At 44.2% G+C, this 21,467-nt stretch carries 14 protein-coding genes; 13 read left to right on the top strand and 1 reads right to left on the bottom strand.

The annotated features are described in order from the left end of the window. Positions 1–96 precede the first annotated feature (96 nt). The 13 genes from recJ to G596_RS0114875 all read left to right on the top strand — a co-directional run bounded on the left by recJ (position 97) and on the right by G596_RS0114875 (position 20,538). Positions 97–1,881: a single-stranded-DNA-specific exonuclease RecJ gene (recJ, locus tag G596_RS0114935; RefSeq protein ID WP_022762631.1), complete on the top strand. Its 1,785-nt coding sequence runs from the start codon at positions 97–99 to the stop codon at positions 1,879–1,881. 175 nt (positions 1,882–2,056) lie between these two features. Continuing rightward, positions 2,057–3,553, top strand: coding sequence for a UDP-N-acetylmuramoyl-L-alanyl-D-glutamate--2,6-diaminopimelate ligase (locus G596_RS0114930; protein ID WP_022762630.1), 1,497 nt, complete (start codon positions 2,057–2,059; stop codon positions 3,551–3,553). Continuing rightward, positions 3,553–5,817 (top strand): replication restart helicase PriA, encoded by a 2,265-nt coding sequence (priA, locus tag G596_RS0114925; RefSeq protein WP_022762629.1) that lies wholly within the window; start codon positions 3,553–3,555, stop codon positions 5,815–5,817. Before G596_RS0114930 ends, priA begins: the two co-directional genes overlap by 1 nt. Before the next feature lie 151 nt (positions 5,818–5,968). Continuing rightward, positions 5,969–6,457, top strand: a complete 489-nt coding sequence (gene def, locus G596_RS0114920; RefSeq protein ID WP_022762628.1) for a peptide deformylase — start codon at positions 5,969–5,971, stop codon at positions 6,455–6,457. Between the two features lie 182 nt (positions 6,458–6,639). After that, a complete protein-coding gene (locus G596_RS0114915) occupies positions 6,640–8,694 on the top strand; it encodes a methyl-accepting chemotaxis protein (RefSeq protein WP_022762627.1) in 2,055 nt (684 codons plus the stop codon). A gap of 110 nt (positions 8,695–8,804) precedes the next feature. Then, entirely contained in the window at positions 8,805–9,953 is a 1,149-nt protein-coding gene (locus G596_RS0114910; RefSeq protein WP_026671371.1) for a GGDEF domain-containing protein, read from the top strand. Then, entirely contained in the window at positions 9,950–11,152 is a 1,203-nt protein-coding gene (locus tag G596_RS22405) for a pyridoxal-dependent decarboxylase (protein WP_022762625.1), read from the top strand. The genes G596_RS0114910 and G596_RS22405 overlap by 4 nt, the downstream gene beginning before the upstream one ends. An 11-nt stretch (positions 11,153–11,163) precedes the next feature. Then, complete coding sequence (locus G596_RS22395) at positions 11,164–14,244, top strand: response regulator (protein WP_022762624.1); 3,081 nt, start codon at positions 11,164–11,166, stop codon at positions 14,242–14,244. 625 nt (positions 14,245–14,869) lie between these two features. Next, the gene (gene fmt / locus G596_RS0114895) at positions 14,870–15,799 is read left to right on the top strand and encodes a methionyl-tRNA formyltransferase (protein WP_022762623.1); all 930 of its coding nucleotides are present in this window, start codon (positions 14,870–14,872) and stop codon (positions 15,797–15,799) included. A 77-nt stretch (positions 15,800–15,876) separates the two neighbouring features. After that, positions 15,877–16,599 carry a zinc metallopeptidase gene (locus G596_RS0114890; RefSeq protein WP_022762622.1) on the top strand — a complete coding sequence of 241 codons (723 nt, stop codon included), beginning with the start codon at positions 15,877–15,879 and terminating at the stop codon, positions 16,597–16,599. Position 16,600: 1 nt separating this feature from the next. Further along, complete coding sequence (gene rsmB / locus G596_RS0114885) at positions 16,601–17,986, top strand: 16S rRNA (cytosine(967)-C(5))-methyltransferase RsmB (RefSeq protein WP_022762621.1); 1,386 nt, start codon at positions 16,601–16,603, stop codon at positions 17,984–17,986. A gap of 24 nt (positions 17,987–18,010) precedes the next feature. Continuing rightward, complete coding sequence (rlmN, locus tag G596_RS0114880) at positions 18,011–19,057, top strand: 23S rRNA (adenine(2503)-C(2))-methyltransferase RlmN (protein ID WP_022762620.1); 1,047 nt, start codon at positions 18,011–18,013, stop codon at positions 19,055–19,057. Further along, a complete protein-coding gene (locus G596_RS0114875) occupies positions 19,057–20,538 on the top strand; it encodes a DUF1846 domain-containing protein (protein ID WP_334291021.1) in 1,482 nt (493 codons plus the stop codon). Before rlmN ends, G596_RS0114875 begins: the two co-directional genes overlap by 1 nt. Before the next feature lie 357 nt (positions 20,539–20,895). On the opposite strand, the gene G596_RS0114870 is transcribed toward G596_RS0114875, so the two are convergent. Continuing rightward, positions 20,896–21,453, bottom strand: a complete 558-nt coding sequence (locus tag G596_RS0114870; protein WP_155829304.1) for a helix-turn-helix domain-containing protein — start codon at positions 21,451–21,453, stop codon at positions 20,896–20,898. Positions 21,454–21,467: the final 14 nt, after the last annotated feature.

The following is a 21,467-nucleotide window of genomic DNA, read 5'->3' as shown; positions in this document are numbered from 1 at the left end:
TTTCCGGACTATATGTAGCTATCTGCGGCAGTATCAAGGTGAGCAGTAATATAATGGTTTGAGGAATAGTAATAACAAGGTTATATAGAGGAATTTATGGCAAAGTGGGTTGAAATTAGAAAAGGTGCGGATTTTAATATGATTGCACAGGAGAATGGGATATCTCCTATAACGGCGAGATTATTGAGAAATCGTGATATTACGAGCAATGAAGATATCAGCATGTACATGAACGCTGATGAGAGTAATCTTCATGATCCGCATCTTTTGAGAGATATAGATAAAGCGGCAGAGATTATGGCTGAGCGAATTCAGGCCGGGGATTCCATAAGGGTAATTGGAGATTATGATGTAGATGGCATATGCTCATCATATATTCTGATATCCGGAATAAAGCTCTGCGGCGGAGATGTGGATGCAAGGCTTCCGCACAGAATAGAGGATGGATACGGTCTTAGTGTAGGGCTTGTTGATAAGGCTTATGAGGAAGGCAAGAGGACTATCATCACCTGTGATAACGGAATAGCAGCCATAGAGCAGATTGCGCATGCAAAAGAGCTGGGAATGACTGTCATAGTCACTGATCACCATGAGGTTAGCTACTCAGAGGAGAATAGGGATGAGATGATTCTGCCTCCGGCTGATGCAGTGGTTGATCCGAAGAGACTAGATGATGAATATCCGTATCCTGAGATTTGCGGAGCAATGGTGGCATACAAATTCATTCAGGTGCTTACAGAGAAGATGGAAATGCCACAGGATGAAAGACTAAGTCATTTCTTTGATGAGATGTCAATCTTTGCAGGCTGGGCTACAGTATGTGATGTTATGCCCCTTAAAGATGAAAACAGAATAATTGTAAAGAAGTCATTTAAGTGCATTCCACAAACTGATAATATTGGGCTCCGTGCGCTTCTTCGTGCTACCGATATAGATCCTTACCGGGTTAGCTGTTATATATACGGCTTTGTCATCGGACCGTGTCTTAATGCAACGGGTAGACTTGATTCAGCTATGAGAGGCCTTGAGCTTCTGACGGAGACTAATTCAAATGCAGCTGCTGAGATAGCGCTGGAATTAAAGGAACTCAACGACAGTCGTAAGGATATGACCGCAGAGGGCAAGGAAGAGGCGATGGAAATCATTTCCGGTTATGGAGAGAATCTTCCGGATGTGCTTGTTATCTATATGCCTGGGCTCCATGAATCACTTGCGGGAATTATTGCCGGAAGAGTGAAAGAGGAAGTGAATCACCCTGTATTTGTGCTTACCGATACAGGGGATGACCTGGTAAAGGGATCAGGCCGCTCAATTGAGGGGTATCATATGTTTGAGGCCCTTAGTGAATGCAGGAACCTCCTTACGAAGTACGGCGGACACAAGATGGCAGCCGGATTCTCCCTAAAAAAGGAAAATGTGGAGGCCTTCAGGGAAGCGCTTAACGATAACAGTAAGCTCACAGAAGATGACTTTGAAGAGGTACTTCGCCTTGATATGGTACTTCCGCTACAGTATCTGTCCATGGGATTGTTAAAGGAGATAGATAAGCTTGCTCCTTTCGGACAGGGAAACCCTGAGCCGCTTTTTGCTTCGCGGGATGTAGAGCTTGTCAGAGGCCGTGTAATAGGTAAGAACGCCAATACTGTGAAGATGTCAGTCAGGGATGAAAAGGGCAATTTCTATGATATGATGGTCTTTGGAAGTGTTTTTGACAGATGGAATGAGTTCCTTGATATGAATTTTGGAAAAGAACAGCGGGAAAATTTATATAACGGTGCGAATCATGATAAAATGATTATTAAGATTGCATATCAGGCTAAAATTAATGAATACAGAGGCGAGGAAAGCATTCAGATCGTTTTGAAAGATTTTATCCCATAAACCACAAAACACACGCTAAAAGCGTGTGTCTGCGGTTTCTTATGAGGGGGAGATAGTTAGTTCATCAACTATCTTGTCTATAATATACAGTTAAATTGTGAACTGATTGTGTTCAAAACCTTAAGAAAAACAGTAGAAAAGTTTATGATTTTATTAAGAAACGAGGAGAGAAGCTATGAAACTGGAGAATCTGCTTAAAAATCTGTCTTATGAAGCTTATGTAGGGGGAAGCAAAGAAAAGGCGGATGTTTCATCTGTGGAGATCACTGAGGTAGTAAAGGATAATCGTAAGATCACGGAAGGATGCCTCTTTATATGTATCGAGGGCATGAACTTCGATGGTCACAGCGCTGCGACTGAAGCATCAGAGAAGGGAGCAGCAGCTATTGTTGTTCAGAAGGATGTTGAAATTCCTGAAAACTCATCGACCGTAGTGGTCAAAGTGGAAAGTACAAGATATGCTATGGCATTTATTTCCGCCGAGTGGTTCGGAAATCCTGCACAGAGCCTTAAGACTGTGGGAATTACTGGAACAAAGGGTAAGACTACAACAACTTATCTTATTAGAAATATGCTTGAAAACGCAGGTCACAAGTGTGGACTTATCGGTACCATCGAGGTAATCATCGGAGATGAGCATATTCATGCTGAAAATACCACACCTGAATCCTATGAGCTTCAGGAATACATGAGAAGAATGGTGGATGCAGGATGTGACACGGTTGTCATGGAGGTATCCTCCCAGGGACTTATGCTTCACAGAAGCCAGGGATTCATTTATGACATTGGTGTCTTTACTAATATTGAGCCTGATCACATCGGTCCGGGAGAGCATAAGGACTTTGAGGACTACATGCACTGTAAAGGACTTCTTTTCAAGCAGTGTAAGGTGGGAATTGCCAATGCGGACGATCCCAGAATGACGGAAGTTACTGAAGGTCACACCTGTGAGCTTACAACCTACGGCTTTGCCGGAGATGCAGATCTTCGTGCGATAAACCTTGCTTATCTTCATAAGCCAGGTGAACTTGGGGTTATGTTTGATACCACAGGTATAATCGAGATGCATGCACAGGTTCCCACACCGGGAAGATTCAGTGTTTATAACGCACTTTGCGCTATTGATGTTGCTAAGCACCTTGGCTGCGACGAGGAGCAGATAGCTTCTGCATTAAAGAAGGCTCATGTAAAGGGCAGAATCGAGATGGTTAAAGTATCAGATGAGTTTACTCTCATGATTGACTATGCGCACAACGCTATGGCACTTAAGAGTCTCCTTAGTACTCTCAGAGATTATCATCCGACTCGTCTTATCAGTGTGTTCGGATGTGGCGGAAACCGCTCAAAGCTTAGAAGATTTGAGATGGGTGAGGTCAGCGGAAAGCTCGCCGACTTTACTATCATAACTTCGGATAATCCGAGATTCGAGGATCCCATGGACATCATGAACGATATCGAGACCGGTATGAAGAAGACTGACGGTGAGTACATAAAGATTGCAGACAGAAAAGAGGCCATCCGCTATGCAATAGAGCACGGCGAGCAGGGCGACATCATTGTGCTTGCAGGAAAAGGACATGAGGACTATCAGGAAATCAAGGGTGTGAAGTACCCCATGGATGAGAGAGTCCTTATCAAAGAGATTTTAGAGGAGATGCAGGAAAAAGCCTGATGGAAAGAGGGAGTTTATCATTTGCCAACATAATAATCGATATCTCCCATGAAAAGGTGGACAGACCTTTTCAGTACAAAATTCCGGACAGACTTCTTGGCAAAATTGAGATAGGCTGTTGCGTCAGCGTACCTTTTGGACGGGGAAACACTAAAAGACAGGGATACGTCATAGGAATAACCGATGTTCCAGAGTTTGATCACGAAAAGACCAAGGAAATTCTTGATATTGAAGAAGGTGAGATGTCCGCGGAGGGTATTATGATTGCGCTGGCGGCCTGGATGAGGAAAACCTACGGCTCAACCATGATAAATGCGCTTCGGACAGTCATCCCCGTTAGGAAGAAGTCCAAGGCCCTTGTAAAGCGTTATGTAAGACTTGCCATGAGCGAAGCGGAGTCTCGGGATTTTTACGAAAACTGCGTCAAAAAGCATCAGGTGGCAAGAGCGCGCTTATTGGAAGCACTACTGGAGGATACCGGGGAGCGGATTCCCTATGAACTTGTGACAGGGAAGCTTAATGTTTCAGCGGCTGTGATAAGAGCTCTTTCCGAAAAGGGCGTCATAGCTACGGATAGCGAGGAATATTACAGAAATCCTGTGGGAGAAGTCAATCCGGCGAAGAAGGATATTACTCTCAGTCAGGAGCAGCAGGAGATTGTAGACACGGTCATTTCAAACTATGACAAGGGCATCAGGGAGACCTGCCTGATTCACGGCATCACCGGAAGCGGCAAGACGGAAGTCTACATCAAAATGATAGATGAGATAATCGCCAGGGAAAAACAGGCCATTGTACTGATTCCCGAGATTGCGCTTACTTATCAGACTCTCATGAGGTTCTACAGACATTTTGGCGAGAGAGTTTCGGTGATGAATTCCACATTGTCACCCGGAGAAAAATACGATCAGGCAAAAAGAGCCGCAGAAGGAGACATAGATATTATTATCGGTCCCAGATCAGCTCTTTTTACACCTTTTCCCAATGTGGGACTCATAATTATAGATGAGGAGCATGAATCCACCTACAAGAGCGAGACTATGCCTAAGTACCACGCAAGGGAGACAGCTATAGAGCTTGCAAAGCTTGTGCCGGGAGGCGCAGATGTGATCCTGGGCTCAGCCACACCTTCACTTGAGACCTATTACAGGGCGAAAAAGGGTGAATACCGGTTATTTGAGCTTAACAGAAGACTAACGGGCGGCACACTGCCGGATGTCGAGATTGCAGATTTACGAGAGGAACTTAGAAGCGGAAACCGATCAATCTTTAGCAGAAGCCTTCAGGAAAGACTACAGGAGACGCTTGATAACGGACATCAGGCAATGCTTTTCATAAACAGAAGGGGACTTGCCGGTTTTGTGTCCTGCAGATCCTGCGGCTATGTTTTTAAGTGTCCGCACTGCGATGTGTCGATGTCAGAGCACAGAGGCGGTATGCTTATGTGCCACTACTGCGGTCACACTCAGCCGATTCAGAAGATATGTCCGGAGTGCGGATCCAAGTACGTGTCAGCCTTCAGGGCAGGAACCCAGCAGATTGAGAAGGAAGTTCTTAAGTTTTTCCCGAGGGCCAGGGTTCTTCGAATGGATGCTGATACCACGAGGACAAAGGGCAGCTATGAGAAGATTCTGTCGGCCTTTGCCGCAGAAGAGGCAGATGTTCTAGTTGGTACGCAGATGATTGTTAAGGGGCACGATTTTCCTAATGTAACACTTGTTGGAATTCTCGCGGCGGATATGTCACTTAACGCCTCCGACTACAGGGCGGGGGAGCGAACCTTCCAGCTTCTTACGCAGGCAGCGGGGAGAGCGGGAAGAGGAAAAGTCCCGGGGAATGTTGTGATACAGTCGTATCAGCCGGATAACTATGCTATTGTCAGCGCATCGAAGCAGGACTATAAAGCCTTTTACGAGGAGGAGATTTCCTACAGAGAATTACTCAGATACCCTCCGGCAGCTCATATGCTTGCAATTCAGCTATGGGCTAAGGATGAGGATTTCGGAAAAGAGAAAGCAAATCAGCTTCGCGCCTTCATTGACAGGATGCGGATACAGAATGCAATAATAATCGGTCCCGCGCCGGCGACAATCGGCAAAATAAACGATATCTATCGCATGGTTATATACGTTAAGCATGAGGATTTCGGCAGACTTACTTTGATTAAGGACACTCTGGAGGAAGTTCTTTCAGAGTGGGAGAAGCTCGGATATTTAAGAAATCTCCAGGTTCAGTTCGACTTCGACCCCATGAATTTCATGTGATTACGATACTAAAAGCGAAAGAATTACATAAAGCATTGAAATATAATGCCGTTTATCATACACTTTATATTTGTAATAAAGCCTTCCCCTATGGGGAAGGTGGCGCGTAGCGCCGGATGAGGGGAAATAAAACAGACAGAAAGGCTAAATTATGGCACTTAGAGAGATCAGAGAATACGGTGATGATGTACTTGCGCGTCCCTGCAAGGAAGTAAAAGAGGTTACTCCCAGGATTCGCGAGCTTATTGAGGATATGTTTGAGACAATGTATGATGCTAACGGCGTGGGACTTGCAGCGCCTCAGGTTGGTATCCTGAAGAGAATTGTAGTAATTGACTGTTCTCCGGAGGGAGAAGAGCCGCATCTTCTTATCAACCCTGTAATACTTGAGACCAGCGGCGAGCAGACAGGATACGAGGGATGCTTATCACTTCCCGGAAAATCCGGAGTTGTTACACGTCCCAACTATGTTAAGGTAAAAGCTTTTGATATAGACATGAAGCCCTTCGAACTGGAGGGAACAGAGCTCCTTGCAAGAGCAATCTGCCATGAGCTTGATCATCTTGACGGACATATGTACGTTGAGAAGGTTGAGGGAGAACTCGTAAATAACGAGGACCTCCAGCAACCGGAAGAATAATTATACTTCGCCTTCCCCTTGGGGGGAAGGCGTTTTTTATGCCAATTTTCCCTAAATATAAAAGTATTCTAAACCCTCTAACATTTCTATAAAATCCATTTTAATTGATGTAATTCCGTATACAATTATAATATGTAATCCACATTATATTTTTGATGTTTTCTTAGGTGGAGGTTTTGAAAATGGCAGAGGATACTAATGTAAAGGGTAGTAAAAACGGAGCTAATCCTTCAAGACATAAGGTTAAGAAGAGCATTAGCAAAACTCTTTTGATGAGCCTTTTGCCGATTATCAGCATCGGAGTTGTTGCGATTATAATGGCGCTGAGTATTAACGCCAAGAATACGATCACCGAGATGGCTTTGATGGACATTCAGGCTGAGACCAGAGCTAATGCAAATGAACTTGGCACCAAATTCAGAATGCTGACCGCGAAGTTTGGTGAATACTGCGACACCCTTGAGCAGGTGGAATTTGCTGACCACGATGCAATGCTTAAGTACATCGAACCGTCGGCAAGCTACAGCGCAGTTAAAAATTCAGGTATCTATATTGGATTTTCGGATGATACCTATATATTTGCAAATCATTCCGAAGTGGATGATGATTGGAAACCTACACAGCGTGACTGGTATCAGGCCGGTCTTGGAAACGAGACATTCGTTGAAACCGAGCCATATGTGGATGCAACGACAGGAGACCTCTGCGTTACCTTTGTAAGGCAGAATGATTTTTATAACGGTGAATTCGGCGTTGCCGGTGTGGATGTTTACCTAAATGATTTGCAGGATATTGTAAATGACTTAAAGCCTCTGAAAGTCGGAGGTTCAATGGTACTTGATGGTGATTACATCATCACTTTCTTCGATCCGTCCCTTGTTGGTACCAAGGTTTCGGAATCGGGGAACAATTACCTCAATACGCTGAAGAAACATATTGAGAGCGGATCCGATGAGGTCATAACAATACAGCAGGATGGCTCTTCGGCCAAGATGTATATTGCAACCTATCCTATTCAGGGAACAAACTGGACGCTCATTTCTTCTGTCAGCGTAAGTGATGTTGAAGCAACAGCTAACAGATTCATGACAATAGCAATAATTGCAATGATTGTTCTTATTATCATCATAGCTGCTGTAATTCTTTTCACAATTAACAGAGTAATCACAAAGCCTGTAAAAGGACTTTCTGAGAGCATTATAAAGATTTCCGGTGGTGACTTCACAACCAAGATGCCTGCAGATAAGGGCGATGAGATTGGTCTTATCAGTAAGGAGATGGACAATTACGTTCAGATTATGAATAGCACCATCAATTCGATTCAGTCCAAGGCAGAGCAGCTGAAGGCAGACTCCACTTCATCAAGAGATGCATCTGGAAAGATGTCAGAGGGTGCGAGTGAGCAGTCGATTTCCATGGGACAGATTCAGACCACCATGGACGATATTTCGAATGCGGTTGGAGAGCTTGCAAACAATGCAACTCAGCTGGCAGGTGCGGTTGCTGATCTTACCGATAGCGGAAACAGAGCAAATGAGATCATGCTTGAACTTGTGGATCAGGCCGATGTCGGTCAGCACGACATGAACACTGTTCAGCAGAATATGGAGACTATCACAACATCCATGAGTGAGATGAATGATGTTGTTACAACGGTCGGTGAATCAGCTGATAAGATTACCGAAATCGTTGAGATGATCGACTCTATTTCACAGCAGACGAACCTCCTTTCACTTAATGCAAGTATTGAGGCTGCCCGTGCCGGTGAAGCAGGAAAAGGCTTTGCGGTTGTTGCAGATGAGATCGGAAAACTGGCGCAGAATTCACAGGATGCGACTAAGGAGATCAGCGACATCATAAGCGAGATAACTCAACTTATACGTAACCTTGCAGAAAAATCGCAGGCTAACATGGATGCCATCAATGAAAACAGCGAAGCGGTTTCAAAGGCAGGCGACAGCTTTAACAAGATCTATGATGAGCTTAATTCCACAGCAGCAACTATGAAGGAAATGATCGGAATGATGGGCGATGTAAACGACATTGCTTCCAGCGTGGCTGCTATTTCCGAGGAACAGTCGGCAAGCTCCGAGGAGGTTACCGCAACAGTAACTACCCTCGCTCAGAGCGCTCAGGATATTGCAAACGAATCCAAGGGTGTTGAAAGTGTTGCCAACTCCGTATCCGACTCCGCTGTATCGATTAACGACGAACTCAGCAAGTTCAAGATTCAGTAAAGAGTTCCCTTGGGGATCATAGCCATAAGCAAAAAAGATGTCTTCGGACATCTTTTTTGTTTATAGTTTCTTAATTTGCACACTGCTAACAGTAGATTTACAATCGAATTATGGATAAGAATAATCAAAATCTGAATAGCAGCCGGGTATACAACGATATAACCGAAGATGGTGATTACTTTACTCAAAAGCAGTATATGATGATAGCCATTTCGTTTCTGATTACTCACGTTTTCTTTGAAGGTTTTTACATTTGGCTATCCTGTACTCCGATGATTTATCTTAACATCGTAAGCATGCTTGTTTATGTAGTCAGCATATTTATTATTCGAAGCGGCAATACCCTGCGTTCTGTCTGGTTCATGGCATTGGAGGTCTATTTTCATATAATCCTTGCCACTGTTTTCGTTGGCATAAAATCCGGTTTTCAGCTCTGGCTATTTGGCACATTTGCCAGCATTTTCCTGCCATATTTCATGCCTTATATGTCTTCAAAACAAAGACGACAGATTGGAAATTTCAGCATTATCGTCGTATTAACTTTTTTGATGCTTCATGTCTGTGCGGATCTGAAAATGTTTCCTACAACTTATAATCCGGATGAAAGAATGGCGAGAGTTTTGTATTGTATAAATGCTTTGATAGGCTTTGGTGCAATTACGCTGTATACCGCCGTATACAATCAGAGCATGGCTCATAAAAATGAAGAACTAAGGCGCCTTGCGGATTACGATTTTTTGACAGAGATTTACAACAGACAGAGAGTACAGCGAATCCTTGATAAGGAATTGCAGAGGAAAAATGAGACGGATGAAAACGATCTTTTCGTAGCGATTCTGGATATCGATTTTTTCAAGAATATCAATGATACCTACGGACATATCGCCGGTGATAACATGCTAAAACAGCTGGCAGGAATCTTTAAGAAAAATTCAAGCAAAGGCTTTATCTACGGAAGATGGGGTGGAGAGGAGTTTTTGCTTATAGCACCGGAAGACATTTCTTATGAAGAATTTGGGAGTCTCCTGGAGGACATAAGAAGCCAGGTAGAGGAGACCTCATTCCGTGAAGATGGCAGAGACCTGAAGATTACTGTTTCTATCGGAGCGGCTGCTTATAGGGATGGGATGACTGCGGAGGAACTGGTAAATCTGGCTGATGAGAGATTATATATTGCAAAAGAAGGCGGCCGAAACAAGGTTGTAGTCAATAGCCGGGAAATTGAAACTAAAGTAAGGATGCAGGAGGGAGAACGATGACAAACAGTGAAAACAATAACGTATTAAACAATGCAGAAAATGAAGATCCGTGTGTTGCTCGATTGGATGAATATGCCGGTACTCTGTTTGCAAAGAAAAACAGAGCCTTTGGATACCCGATAAATCATAAGAGCCGTCTGGTGCAGTTTTATAAATGGCTTTCCGGAAGCGGACTCAATCTAGCAATGGCGAATAATGCGGGAGATCCGTTCAATATTCATGACGGATTACTCAATACTCTTGTATTCGAGAGAGAAGTAATTGAAATGATGGGACCGCTGTATGGCTTTGATCTCGGAGATACTTGGGGAATTGTCACTTTCAGTGGAACCGACGGTAACAATCACGGAATATACTTTGGCACGAATTATATTGTAAAAAAGACGAAGCAAAGACCGGTTCTGTATGTCTCTGATGCTGCTCATTATTCAAGTATGCGCCTTGCCAATCTTCAGAATCTTGAACTGAAGCTTATTCCGTCGGATATTCATGGCTGCATGATTCCCGAGGAATTTGAAAAGGCGTTGGTACCTGATAAGCCTGCGCTTGTTGTGTTTGCTATGGGCACTACCTTTAAGGGCGGAGTGGATGACCAGGCAGCTATAAATGCGATTCTTGCAAAGCATCCGGAAATACCTGTGTATCGCCATGTGGACGCGGCGCTTTTTGGCGGATACCTTCCCTACACACGTTTCAAGGATGTCGTATACCGCAAGGTGCAGCCGTTTGATTCTATAGCAATAAGCGGACATAAATTCTTTGGAATAGATGAACCCGCCGGAGTTTTCCTAACATCGATGGAAGTAAAGAACAATCAGATTCCGTTCGAAATCAGCTATCTGAATGCCAGCATGCCGATGATAAATTGCTCTCGTTCCGCAATGTCTCCGCTTAAGCTTTGGTGGATATTAAAGCATACGACAAAGGAAGACTTCACCGAGCAGTCGGAGGGAATGCTGGAAAGAGCGCAGTGGCTTAAAGGTGCGCTTGACGAGATAGGATGGCCGGCATGGCTTGAGCCTATGTCCAACACGGTATATTTCAAGCGGCCGGTAGAAGAAATTGCAGATAGATATGGACTTGCTCCCGACCACGATGACAGGCTGGGAGGCGATCTTTCTCATATCGTAGTTATGCAGCATGTAACTAAAGACAGACTTCAGGTATTTGTAGATGCAGTTAAAGATTCTATAGGGTGAAAAACAAGGCTATGAAACTTCACAGTAAGAGCGGGCTTACAAGAGTTGCAATTATCGGCGGTATTATAGTCGTTGCCATAATGATCATAGGAACATTATGGATGGGGCAGAGCGCGAGCAAAGACACGGAAAGTGCGGTCAAAACAGTCAGCCTCCTCTATCTTGATGAGCTGGCGGGCAGAAGGGAACAGGTTGTTGCGTCCACCCTTAGTAACTATGTCAGTGACCTTGATACTGCGATAGGACTTATTGAAAAAACTGATTTGGAAAGCGTGGAGAGTCTTCAGGCTTATCAGTTTAGAATGAAGCAGCTCTACAAACTTGAAAAATTCGCTTTTGTTGATGAAGAAGGAATTATTTATACCTCACGCGGCACCAGGACGGATATAGATCTGTATTCCTTCAACCATAAGACTCTTTCGGAGCCTGAGATTTCCATAAAAAATGCTGATGGAAACAATAAGAAAATCATCATCGCTGTTCCAATCGACAGACTGAAACTGGAAGATCACACTCTTATTGTCTGCTTCATGGAGATGGATATTAATAATTTCCTTGATGAGGTTTCACTTCAGTCCAATGACAGTACTACCACTTTTTGTAATCTGTATGCCGCTGACGGAAGCAGCCTCACAGGAGCGGTTCTAGGCGGCCTTGCAGCGGATAAGAATATTCTCACGGCGCTTGAATCAGCCAAGTTTGATGAGGGATATTCCATTGAGGAGATGCGCAGGTGCTTTGCTGAAAATACTGAGGGAATAGCTTCATTTACCTACAACGGAGTAAAAGAAACTATCGCTTTCGTACCGGTGCGCGGAACCGACTGGGTGCTTACGTACCTCATAAGAGAGAGCGTTATCACCGAGCAGATAAATACAATTTCTCAGGGCATAATCATCAGAAGCCTTATACAGTCTATTCTTACGGCAGCTGTAATGATTGCCCTTCTTGTAATAATGATCACCCAGACAAAAAAGACAGCGAAGCTCGCGGCAGAACAGGAGAGCTCTGAAATACTTCAGCAGGAACTTGAGGAGAGGATTGCTCTCCAGGATGAGCTCATAGCCCAGGAAAAAGTGCGTACGCAGCAGGATAAGATGATAAATGCACTGGCTTCGGATTACCGCAGTGTTTATTATGTTGATCTTGAGAATAACAATGCAATCTGCTACAGAGGAGATGAAAATCACGAAGATGACATCTGTGAAGGTGACCGGTTCAACTTTAGTGAAAAATTCACAGAGTATGCTGAGTCTTTTGTCGCAGAAGAATATCGCCAGGGCTTTATTGATTTCATAAAGCCTGAAAATATAAAGCAGGCGCTGGAAAAAGAGCCAATTATAGCCTACAGATATCTTGTAAAGAAAAACGGCGAAGAGACCTATGAGATGCTCCGTATGGCAGGTGTCGGACATCCGGGGGATGCTCAGGATAACAAGATTCATGCAGTGGGAGCAGGCTTCTCAGATATAGATGCACAGATGAGGGATTCCCTTGCAAAGAGCCAGGCACTCTCTGATGCCCTTAAAACCGCTGAGAAAGCAAGCAGAGCAAAGACTATTTTCCTGTCTAACATGAGCCATGAGATCAGAACACCTATGAATGCCATCATAGGGCTTGATTCCCTTGCGCTTCACGAACCTGATATATCAGATGCAACCAAGGATTATCTGGAGAAAATCGGATCATCTGCGCAGCACCTTCTCAGTCTTATTAATGACATCCTTGATATGTCCAGAATCGAGTCAGGTAAGATGGTCCTTCGAAATGAGGAATTTGCCTTCTCGAAGCTTTTAGAGCAGATAAATACCATTTTCAACGGACAGTGCATGGAAAAAGGCCTTGAATACAAATGCAATATTATAGGGGAGTTAAATGACTATTATATCGGCGACAGCACGAAGCTAAGGCAGGTGCTTATAAACATTCTGGGCAATGCGGTTAAGTTCACTCCCGAAGGCGGTGCGGTAACTCTGGATGTTGAGAAGGCTGCAGGTTACGGAGGAAACTCCACACTGCGCTTTAGAATTAAGGATACCGGCATAGGAATGAGCAAGGAATTCCTTCCTTCACTTTTTGAGACCTTCAGCCAGGAGGATACAACAGCAGCCAACAAATATGGCAGTTCCGGACTTGGAATGGCTATAACCAAGAGCATTGTGGAAATGATGAACGGCAAGATTGAGGTGCAGAGTGAAAAGGGTAAGGGTAGTATTTTTACCGTAACCGTTACCCTTCTGGATTCCGATAAAAAGCATTCCGAGGATAACAGTGATATAGAGATCAATCCCAAAGAGATGTGCGTTCTCGTAATTGACGATGACCCCGTTGCCTTAGATCACGCAAAGCTTGTGCTCGGCAACGAAGGTATTGCGGTGGAAACTGTGCGCTCAGGCCAGGAAGCCATCGACCTTGTTAAGGTGCATAAGGGCAGGATGGAGCCCTACAATCTGATAATCGTTGATTGGAAAATGCCCGATATGGACGGACTTGAGACAACCAGACAGATCAGAGAGATTATCGGGGATGACTCTGCAATCATCATGCTGACCGCCTACAGCTGGGATGAAATCCATGGTGAAGCTACTGATGCAGGTGTGGACAGCTTTATCTCAAAGCCTCTGTTCTCGGGAAGTCTTCTTGATGAATTTCGTAACGCTCTGAAAAAGAAGCGCCTTCAGATAATGGAAAAGCCCAAGAAAGCAGATCTTACGGGCCGCAGAATTCTTTTGGCGGAGGACGTGAATGTCAACGCACAGATAATGATAAAGGTTCTTAAAATGAAGGAGATGGAGACCGAGCTTGCCGTTAACGGAAAAATTGCGGTTGAAATGTTCGAATCACACCCTGAGAACTACTATGATGCTATTTTGATGGATATGCGCATGCCCGAGATGAACGGCCTCGAGGCAACCGCTGCAATAAGAGCCATGGGCAGAGCTGACTCGAAGAGCATCCCGATAATAGCCCTCACCGCCAACGCCTTCGACGAGGACGTTCAGCAAAGCCTCCAGGCAGGCCTCAACGCGCACCTGTCAAAACCGGTTCAACCGGAAGTGCTGTTCGATACACTTAGTGAGTTTATAAAGTGAGCAGAGCTTGAACGGATTCAGATACGAAAATTGATAAGTGCGATAACAAAACATGAGTGGTATGTGCACTTCGTAATCTCTATCATTTGGGATAGACATTCATATTTCGAATAATAGGAGAAGGAGTGCACTACTTACAGCACTTTGGGTGTTGTTGTATGTATGGTCTTTAGATTGCAATAATTCATGTGTTTTTCATCGTGTTTATTGTGTGGGAAATTTGAGAGTGCAACAATTCTTGATCTTCTAATTGCTTTTGTTGTACGCATAATTTGGGAGTGCAATAAATCTGAATCGTTTCATCATATTTGTTGTTCAGAAAATTCTGATAGACAACAAATATAGATAATACATTTATATTTATTGTTTGTACGAAAATGGATTACAACAAATCCGGGGAGCATCAATATTTTTATTGTATAAGCTTCAGTTTAGGTGCAACAAATTCCAATATTATTGGATTTTTTGTTGCATGTGATTATTTCCTTGCCCACGGATCAATCCTACAAAATTGTAAAAAGCTCTCCATTAGTTTAAAATAACGGATGGAGGGCTTTTCTTGTTTGTAGAAGTCATCTAACCTATAAGGATTATTATAGATGTATAAGGAGACAGAATAATTAGTATGAAAATAGTTTACATGGGGACACCGGATTTTTCCGTGCCACCGCTTGAAAAAATGATAGAGGCAGGTCATGAAATAGTTGCAGTTGTGACTCAGCCCGATAAACCAAAGGGCAGAAGTGATAAGCTTGTTCCTTCTCCGGTAAAAGAGTGTGCACTAAAGCACGGATTGAAGATCATGCAGCCTAAGAAAATCAGAGAGGCAGAGGTAGTCGAGGAACTCAAAAGTCTCGGAGCAGATATCTTTGTAGTTGCTGCTTTCGGTCAGATCCTTTCTCAGGAAGTTCTTGATATCCCGAAGTTTGGATGCGTCAATATCCACGCGTCACTTCTTCCGAAATACAGAGGCGCCGCGCCCATTCAAATGTGCATCTTAAACGGTGACAAAACAACAGGCGTTACCATCATGCAGATGAATGCAGGAATGGACACCGGCGATATGCTTATAACGAAGGAAATCCCGATTGAAGAGGATGACACCGCAGGTACGCTTTTTGACAAGCTCATGTACCTCGGAGCAGACCTTATAGTTGAAGCACTTCCGAAAATCGAAAAGGGAGAGCTCACACCGACTCCACAGAACGATGCCGAGGCTACAAAGTGCGGCAAGATCAGCAAGGATATGGGGCAGATCAACTGGAACGACGACGCTTCGAAGATTTCCTATCTTGTAAGAGGCATGAATCCCTGGCCCAGCGCTTATACTCATCTGAACGGCAAAATGCTTAAAATCTGGACAGCAAAAGTTCAGAATAATACATCAAATGGCAATCCCGGCACGATAGCAGCTGTCAATAAAGACAGCTTTACAGTAAACACCGGCGACGGCCTCCTTGAAATCACCGAGCTTCAGCTCGAAGGCAAAAAACGCATGGATGTAAAATCCTTCCTCCTTGGATACACCTTAAACACTGGAGATAACCTCGAGTAACTTTCTTATATTATATATATTACTGGGCGGCAAAGATTGAACCTTTGCCCGTATTATTACATTTTGGAGGAGTTTGTATGTATAGATATAGTTATGGATATGGTAGGGGAATGATGTTTGATGCTACGTATATATTGGTGCTGATTGGTGCGCTGCTGTGTATCATTGCCAGTGCCATGGTCAAGTCCACCTACAATAAGTATGCGAAAATAAGAAGCATGTCAGGCATGACAGGTGCGCAGGTTGCTACCGAGATTTTGAGAAGAAACGGCATAAATGACGTGGCGGTTGTCCATGTGCCGGGAAACCTCTCTGACCACTTTGATCCAAGAAATAACACCGTTAACCTCTCGGACAGCACCTATAATTCCACCAGCGTTGCGGCCATCGGAGTCGCCGCTCATGAGTGCGGACACGTTATGCAGCATCACACAGGATATGTGCCAATCAAGATCAGATCAGCGCTTGTTCCGGCTGCCAACATAGGTTCACACATCGGAATACCGATTATCATACTTGGACTTATTATCGGAATGACACCCCTTGCGAAGATCGGAATATGGGTATTTTCACTGGCAGTGGCATTCCAGCTTGTTACACTTCCGGTTGAGTTTGATGCTTCTCACAGAGCGCTCGTTATGCTCGGAGATTACGGCATTCTTGCGGATGACGAAGTGGACCAGTCCAGGAAAGTACTTAATGCGGCTGCCCTTACTTACGTTGCGGCTGCTGCATCATCAATACTTCAGCTTCTTCGTTTGGTTTTGATGGTAAACGGCGGAAACAGAAATCGGAGGTAAAATGGCAGGGAAGATTAATGAAAGGCGCATAGCCTACGACATTCTCGCTGAGATGGGAAAAAGCGACTCCTTTCAGAAGTCGGCGGTAAAGCTTGCGCTAAATAAATATGATTTTCTTGATGCTAATCAAAAATCCTTCATCAAGTATCTTGCGGAGGGAACAATTGAGAGACAGATAAGCCTGGACTATGTTATCGGCCTGTTTTCCAAGACACCCATATCAAAAATGGCAAAGCCCATCCTGTACATAATAAGAATGGGTACTTTTCAGATACTTTACATGGATTCCGTTCCGGATTCCGCTGCGGTTAACGAATCGGTGAAGCTTGCGGCAAAACTTCATTTCATGGGACTCAAGGGCTTTGTAAACGGAGTGCTTCGTAACATTGCAAGGAACAAGGCCAATATAAAGTGGCCGGATTACGATGAATCCAAGGCATCGCGAATTAAGTACCTTTCAGTAAAATATTCAGAGCCGGAGTGGCTTTCCGAAAAGTTTCTGGAAGATTTTGGCTTTAAAAAGACAGTTGAAATATTCAAGTTTTTCCTGGAACCAAGACCTGTAACGGTGCGGTTTTCCAATAGGTTCGAAACTGAAGAACTAAGAGGAATTCTTGCAAAAATGAAGGAGGCGAACAACGGCAATATAGTTATGAAACCAAGTCCGCTCCTTTCCTATGCGATGGACCTCTATCATACCGACAATATCAGATATCTTCCGGGCTTCGAAGAAGGCGCCTTCATGGTGCAGGATATCAGCTCCATGCTCGTTACCGAGGTTGCGGGACTTAGAAAAGGAGATACGGTCATTGATGTCTGCGCGGCACCCGGGGGCAAGAGCCTTCACGCTGCGGATGTTTTGAGAAATACAGGAAAAGTCATTTCCAGAGACATATCTCAAAATAAGTGTATTTTAATTCGTGAAAACGTTAACAGAATGAGATGCGATAACGTTGTTGTTGAAGAACATGATGCCGAAAAACATGATCAGACTTTAGAAAATGCTGCGGATGTGTTATACTGTGACCTTCCGTGCTCGGGACTTGGAGTTATCGCAAGAAAACCCGACATCAAGATGAACACCGACATGCATGCTATAGAGACGCTTCAGGCAAAACAGAGAAGTATTCTAAACAATGTGTGGAATTATGTTAAGCCCGGCGGTATACTTATTTACAGTACATGCACGCTCACAAAAGAGGAGAACCTCGAGAATTACAAATGGATTCTGGAAAATCTCCCCTTCGAGGCGGTAAGTATAGAGGACAGGCTTCCGGGACCGATGAAGGAAGTTCTTACGGCCGGAGCCGGTTATATCCAGATAATACCCGGGGAATTCGGCACTGACGGATTCTTTATTTCGAAGTTCAGACGCAAGGATGAATAACTTTTGTATCATTAAGGATTTTCAATGACAGATATCAAATCACTGACAAAGGAAGAATTAACAAGCTTTATTAAAGACATGGGGGAGCCCGGCTTTCGAGCCGGGCAAATCTATGACTGGATGCACAAGAAGCAGGCTCGAAGCTTTGAAGAGATGACCAATCTCGGGAAGAACCTTCGTGAAAAACTCTCCGGAGAATGCGATTTTGTGGCGCTTAAGGTAGTGAGGGTGCAGGAATCCAAAATCGACGGAACTAGGAAATATCTCTTTGAGCTTGGCGATGGCAACCTTATCGAGAGCGTTTTTATGAAGTACCGCTTCGGTAACAGTGTCTGCGTATCCTCACAGGTAGGCTGCCGAATGGGGTGCAGATTCTGTGCATCGACAATAGACGGCGTCGAGAGGAACCTTGAACCCTCTGAGATACTTGACCAGATATATTCCATAATGTGCGACACCGGCGAGAAGGTGTCGAGAGTGGTGGTCATGGGAAGTGGCGAACCGCTTGATAATTACGACAACATTCTGAAGTTTGTACGGCTTTTAACAGATGAAAACGGGCTTAACATGGGGCAGCGAAATCTCACGATATCGACCTGCGGAATTGTTCCGAACATGAAAAAGCTCGCGGATGAAAAATTACAGATAAATCTTGCCATATCGCTTCATGCTTCAAATCAGAAGAAGAGGCAGGAACTGATGCCGATAGCGAATCAGTATTCCATAGAGGAGCTTTTGGAAGCCTGTGAATACTATTTTGATAAAACCGGAAGACAGCTGACCTTCGAGTATTCGCTTGTGGGCGGCGTCAATGATACGGACGAGGATGCCGACGAGCTCGCGGATATCCTTAAGAATCTAAACTGTGTAGTCAACCTGATCCCGGTCAATCCCATAAAGGAGCGGGATTTCGTGGAGAGCACCGCGGAGCGGGTTCAGGCTTTTAAGAAGAAATTGGAAAAACGACGCATAAACGCCACAGTACGGCGTGAGATGGGTAGAGACATAGACGGAGCTTGTGGACAGCTTCGAAGAAGACACATAGAGAATAACCAGGAGGAAAACCAATGATGAAACAGGCTTTTGACAACGACAAGTATCTGCAGATGCAGTCAGAAAGGATCCGTGAGAGGATAGGACAGTTCGGAGGAAAACTGTACATGGAATTCGGCGGTAAGCTTTTCGATGATTACCACGCTTCCAGAGTTCTTCCGGGGTTTCAGCCCGACTCCAAGATCCGCATGCTTACTCAGCTTAAAGAGGATGTAGAGATTGTAATTGTTATTAACTCGGGTGATATTGAGAAAAACAAGGTCCGCGGAGACCTCGGAATAACCTACGATATGGACGTGCTTCGTCTTATCGATGCTTTCCACGGCTACGGACTCTATGTGGGATCTGTTGTCCTCACCAGATATGACGGCACAGAGCAGGTTATGGCTTATCAGAAGAAGCTTGAATCCCTTGGCCTCAAGGTTTACAGACACTATACAATCCCGGGATATCCTTCAAACATCCCGTTCATCATCAGCGAGGAGGGCTACGGAAAGAACGAGTACATTGAGACCAAGCATTCACTTGTAGTTGTGACTGCGCCCGGACCCGGCAGCGGGAAAATGGCTGTCTGCCTGTCTCAGCTTTATCATGAAAACAGACACGGAGTTAAGGCGGGTTATGCAAAATTCGAGACCTTCCCCATCTGGAACATTCCGCTTCAGCACCCGGTTAACCTTGCCTATGAGGCAGCAACCGTTGACCTTGCTGACATGAATATGATTGATCCGTACCATCTTGAAGCTTACGGACAGACCACTGTCAACTACAACAGAGATGTCGCTGTTTTCCCTGTACTCAACACAATGTTCAAGGAGATTTACGGCGATTCACCCTACAAGTCACCTACGGACATGGGTGTAAACATGGCAGGTAACTGCATTATCGATGACGAGGCCGCTCAGGCAGCAGGAAAACAGGAGATAATCAGACGTTACTACAAGGAACTCTGTGAAAAGAGAAAGGGTGACAGCTCACAGGAGCGAATCGACACTCTTGAAATCCTCATGCAGAAGGCCGGCTGCAGCATTCAGGACAGACCTGTGGTTGCTGCCGCTAACTTAAAGGCAGAGCTTACAGGCGCACCGGCAGCTGCTATTGAGCTTCCGGACGGCCAGGTTGTTACAGGTAAGACCAGTGCCCTCATGGGTGCAACCAGCGCTATGATGCTGAATGCCCTTAAGGTGATGGCAGGAGTGCCGGATGAAATTGATCTCATCTCACCTACAATTATCGAGCCTATTCAGAATCTCAAGACCCAGCAGCTTGGCGGACATAATCCGCACCTCCATGTTGGCGAAATACTGATAGCTCTTACAATCTGCGCTGCAACCGATAAGCAGGCAAAAGCAGCACTGGAGCAGGTTGACAAGCTTCGCGGCGCTGAGGTTCACTCAACGGTTATTCTTTCACCTGTTGATGAATCCACCTTCCACAAGCTGGGCGTTAACCTTACCTGCGAGCCGCAATACCAGACCAAGAAACTGTTCCACGGTTGATAATTTGCGTCTTCCCCCAAGGGGGAGCGCCAAAATATAAGCCTTCCCCTTGGGGGGGAGGTGGCGCGCAGCGCCGGATGAGGGGCTCTACCACAGGCCTCTTTTTTGTTACTTCAATTTCGTAACAAATTCTTAACGAAAAAACATTTAATTAATAATGATTTTATAGATTTATAAGAACTATAAAATTAGAATTATGGATGTGCGTGGAATGTTATGGAGTGGTAAAAAGTCCCATAAACACTGAATTCTAATCTATAAAGTGAGTGTTATGATTGTTTACTGAATATCGTCAAAATGCACTTAAAAATATGCTGATGTGGTCAAAAATGTGGTCAGCTTTGTGGTCGGGAATATTCAGTGTTTATGCGGGTTAACATGCTTTCCCTTATATCTTTTTCGCATTTCTTCCAGAAGCAAAGATAAAGAATCGTTTGCATAATATGCTGATATTGCTTTGTCATTATTTATTTTCACAAGAGATTCATCGAAAGACCAATCCTGTGAAAGCGAGTGTTTATAAGCATGCAATCTTTCAATAAGTAATTCAAATTGAGACATTTGCAGTAATTCATTCAAGAATGATATGTTTTCTCCAGATGATTTCCATATTTTGATCAATTCGATAGATTCTTCACTTAAACCAAGTTCATTTTGAATATCTGTATTTCTACCAGTTTTACAATCATGTTCGCATAGTATGTAACCGATTTCACAATTAAACAGTTCTGACAAAACACATAGAAAATTAAAGTCATAATTATAATATTTCCCTGTTTCAATTTGGGAATACTTGTTATAACCAATTACATATCCTTTTTCCCTTAACACATCTAAAATGGCGTGCTGGCTATAACCTAACAACTTCCTTTCTTTTCGGATTCTCTTACCTATCATTTCAAAATTGTATTCCATATAGTGATAAAAAT

Source organism: Butyrivibrio sp. AD3002, assembly GCF_000420905.1.
GTDB lineage: Bacteria > Bacillota > Clostridia > Lachnospirales > Lachnospiraceae > Butyrivibrio.
Note: the sequence above shows the minus strand (reverse complement) of the source record. Positions and strands in the feature narration are given on the sequence as shown.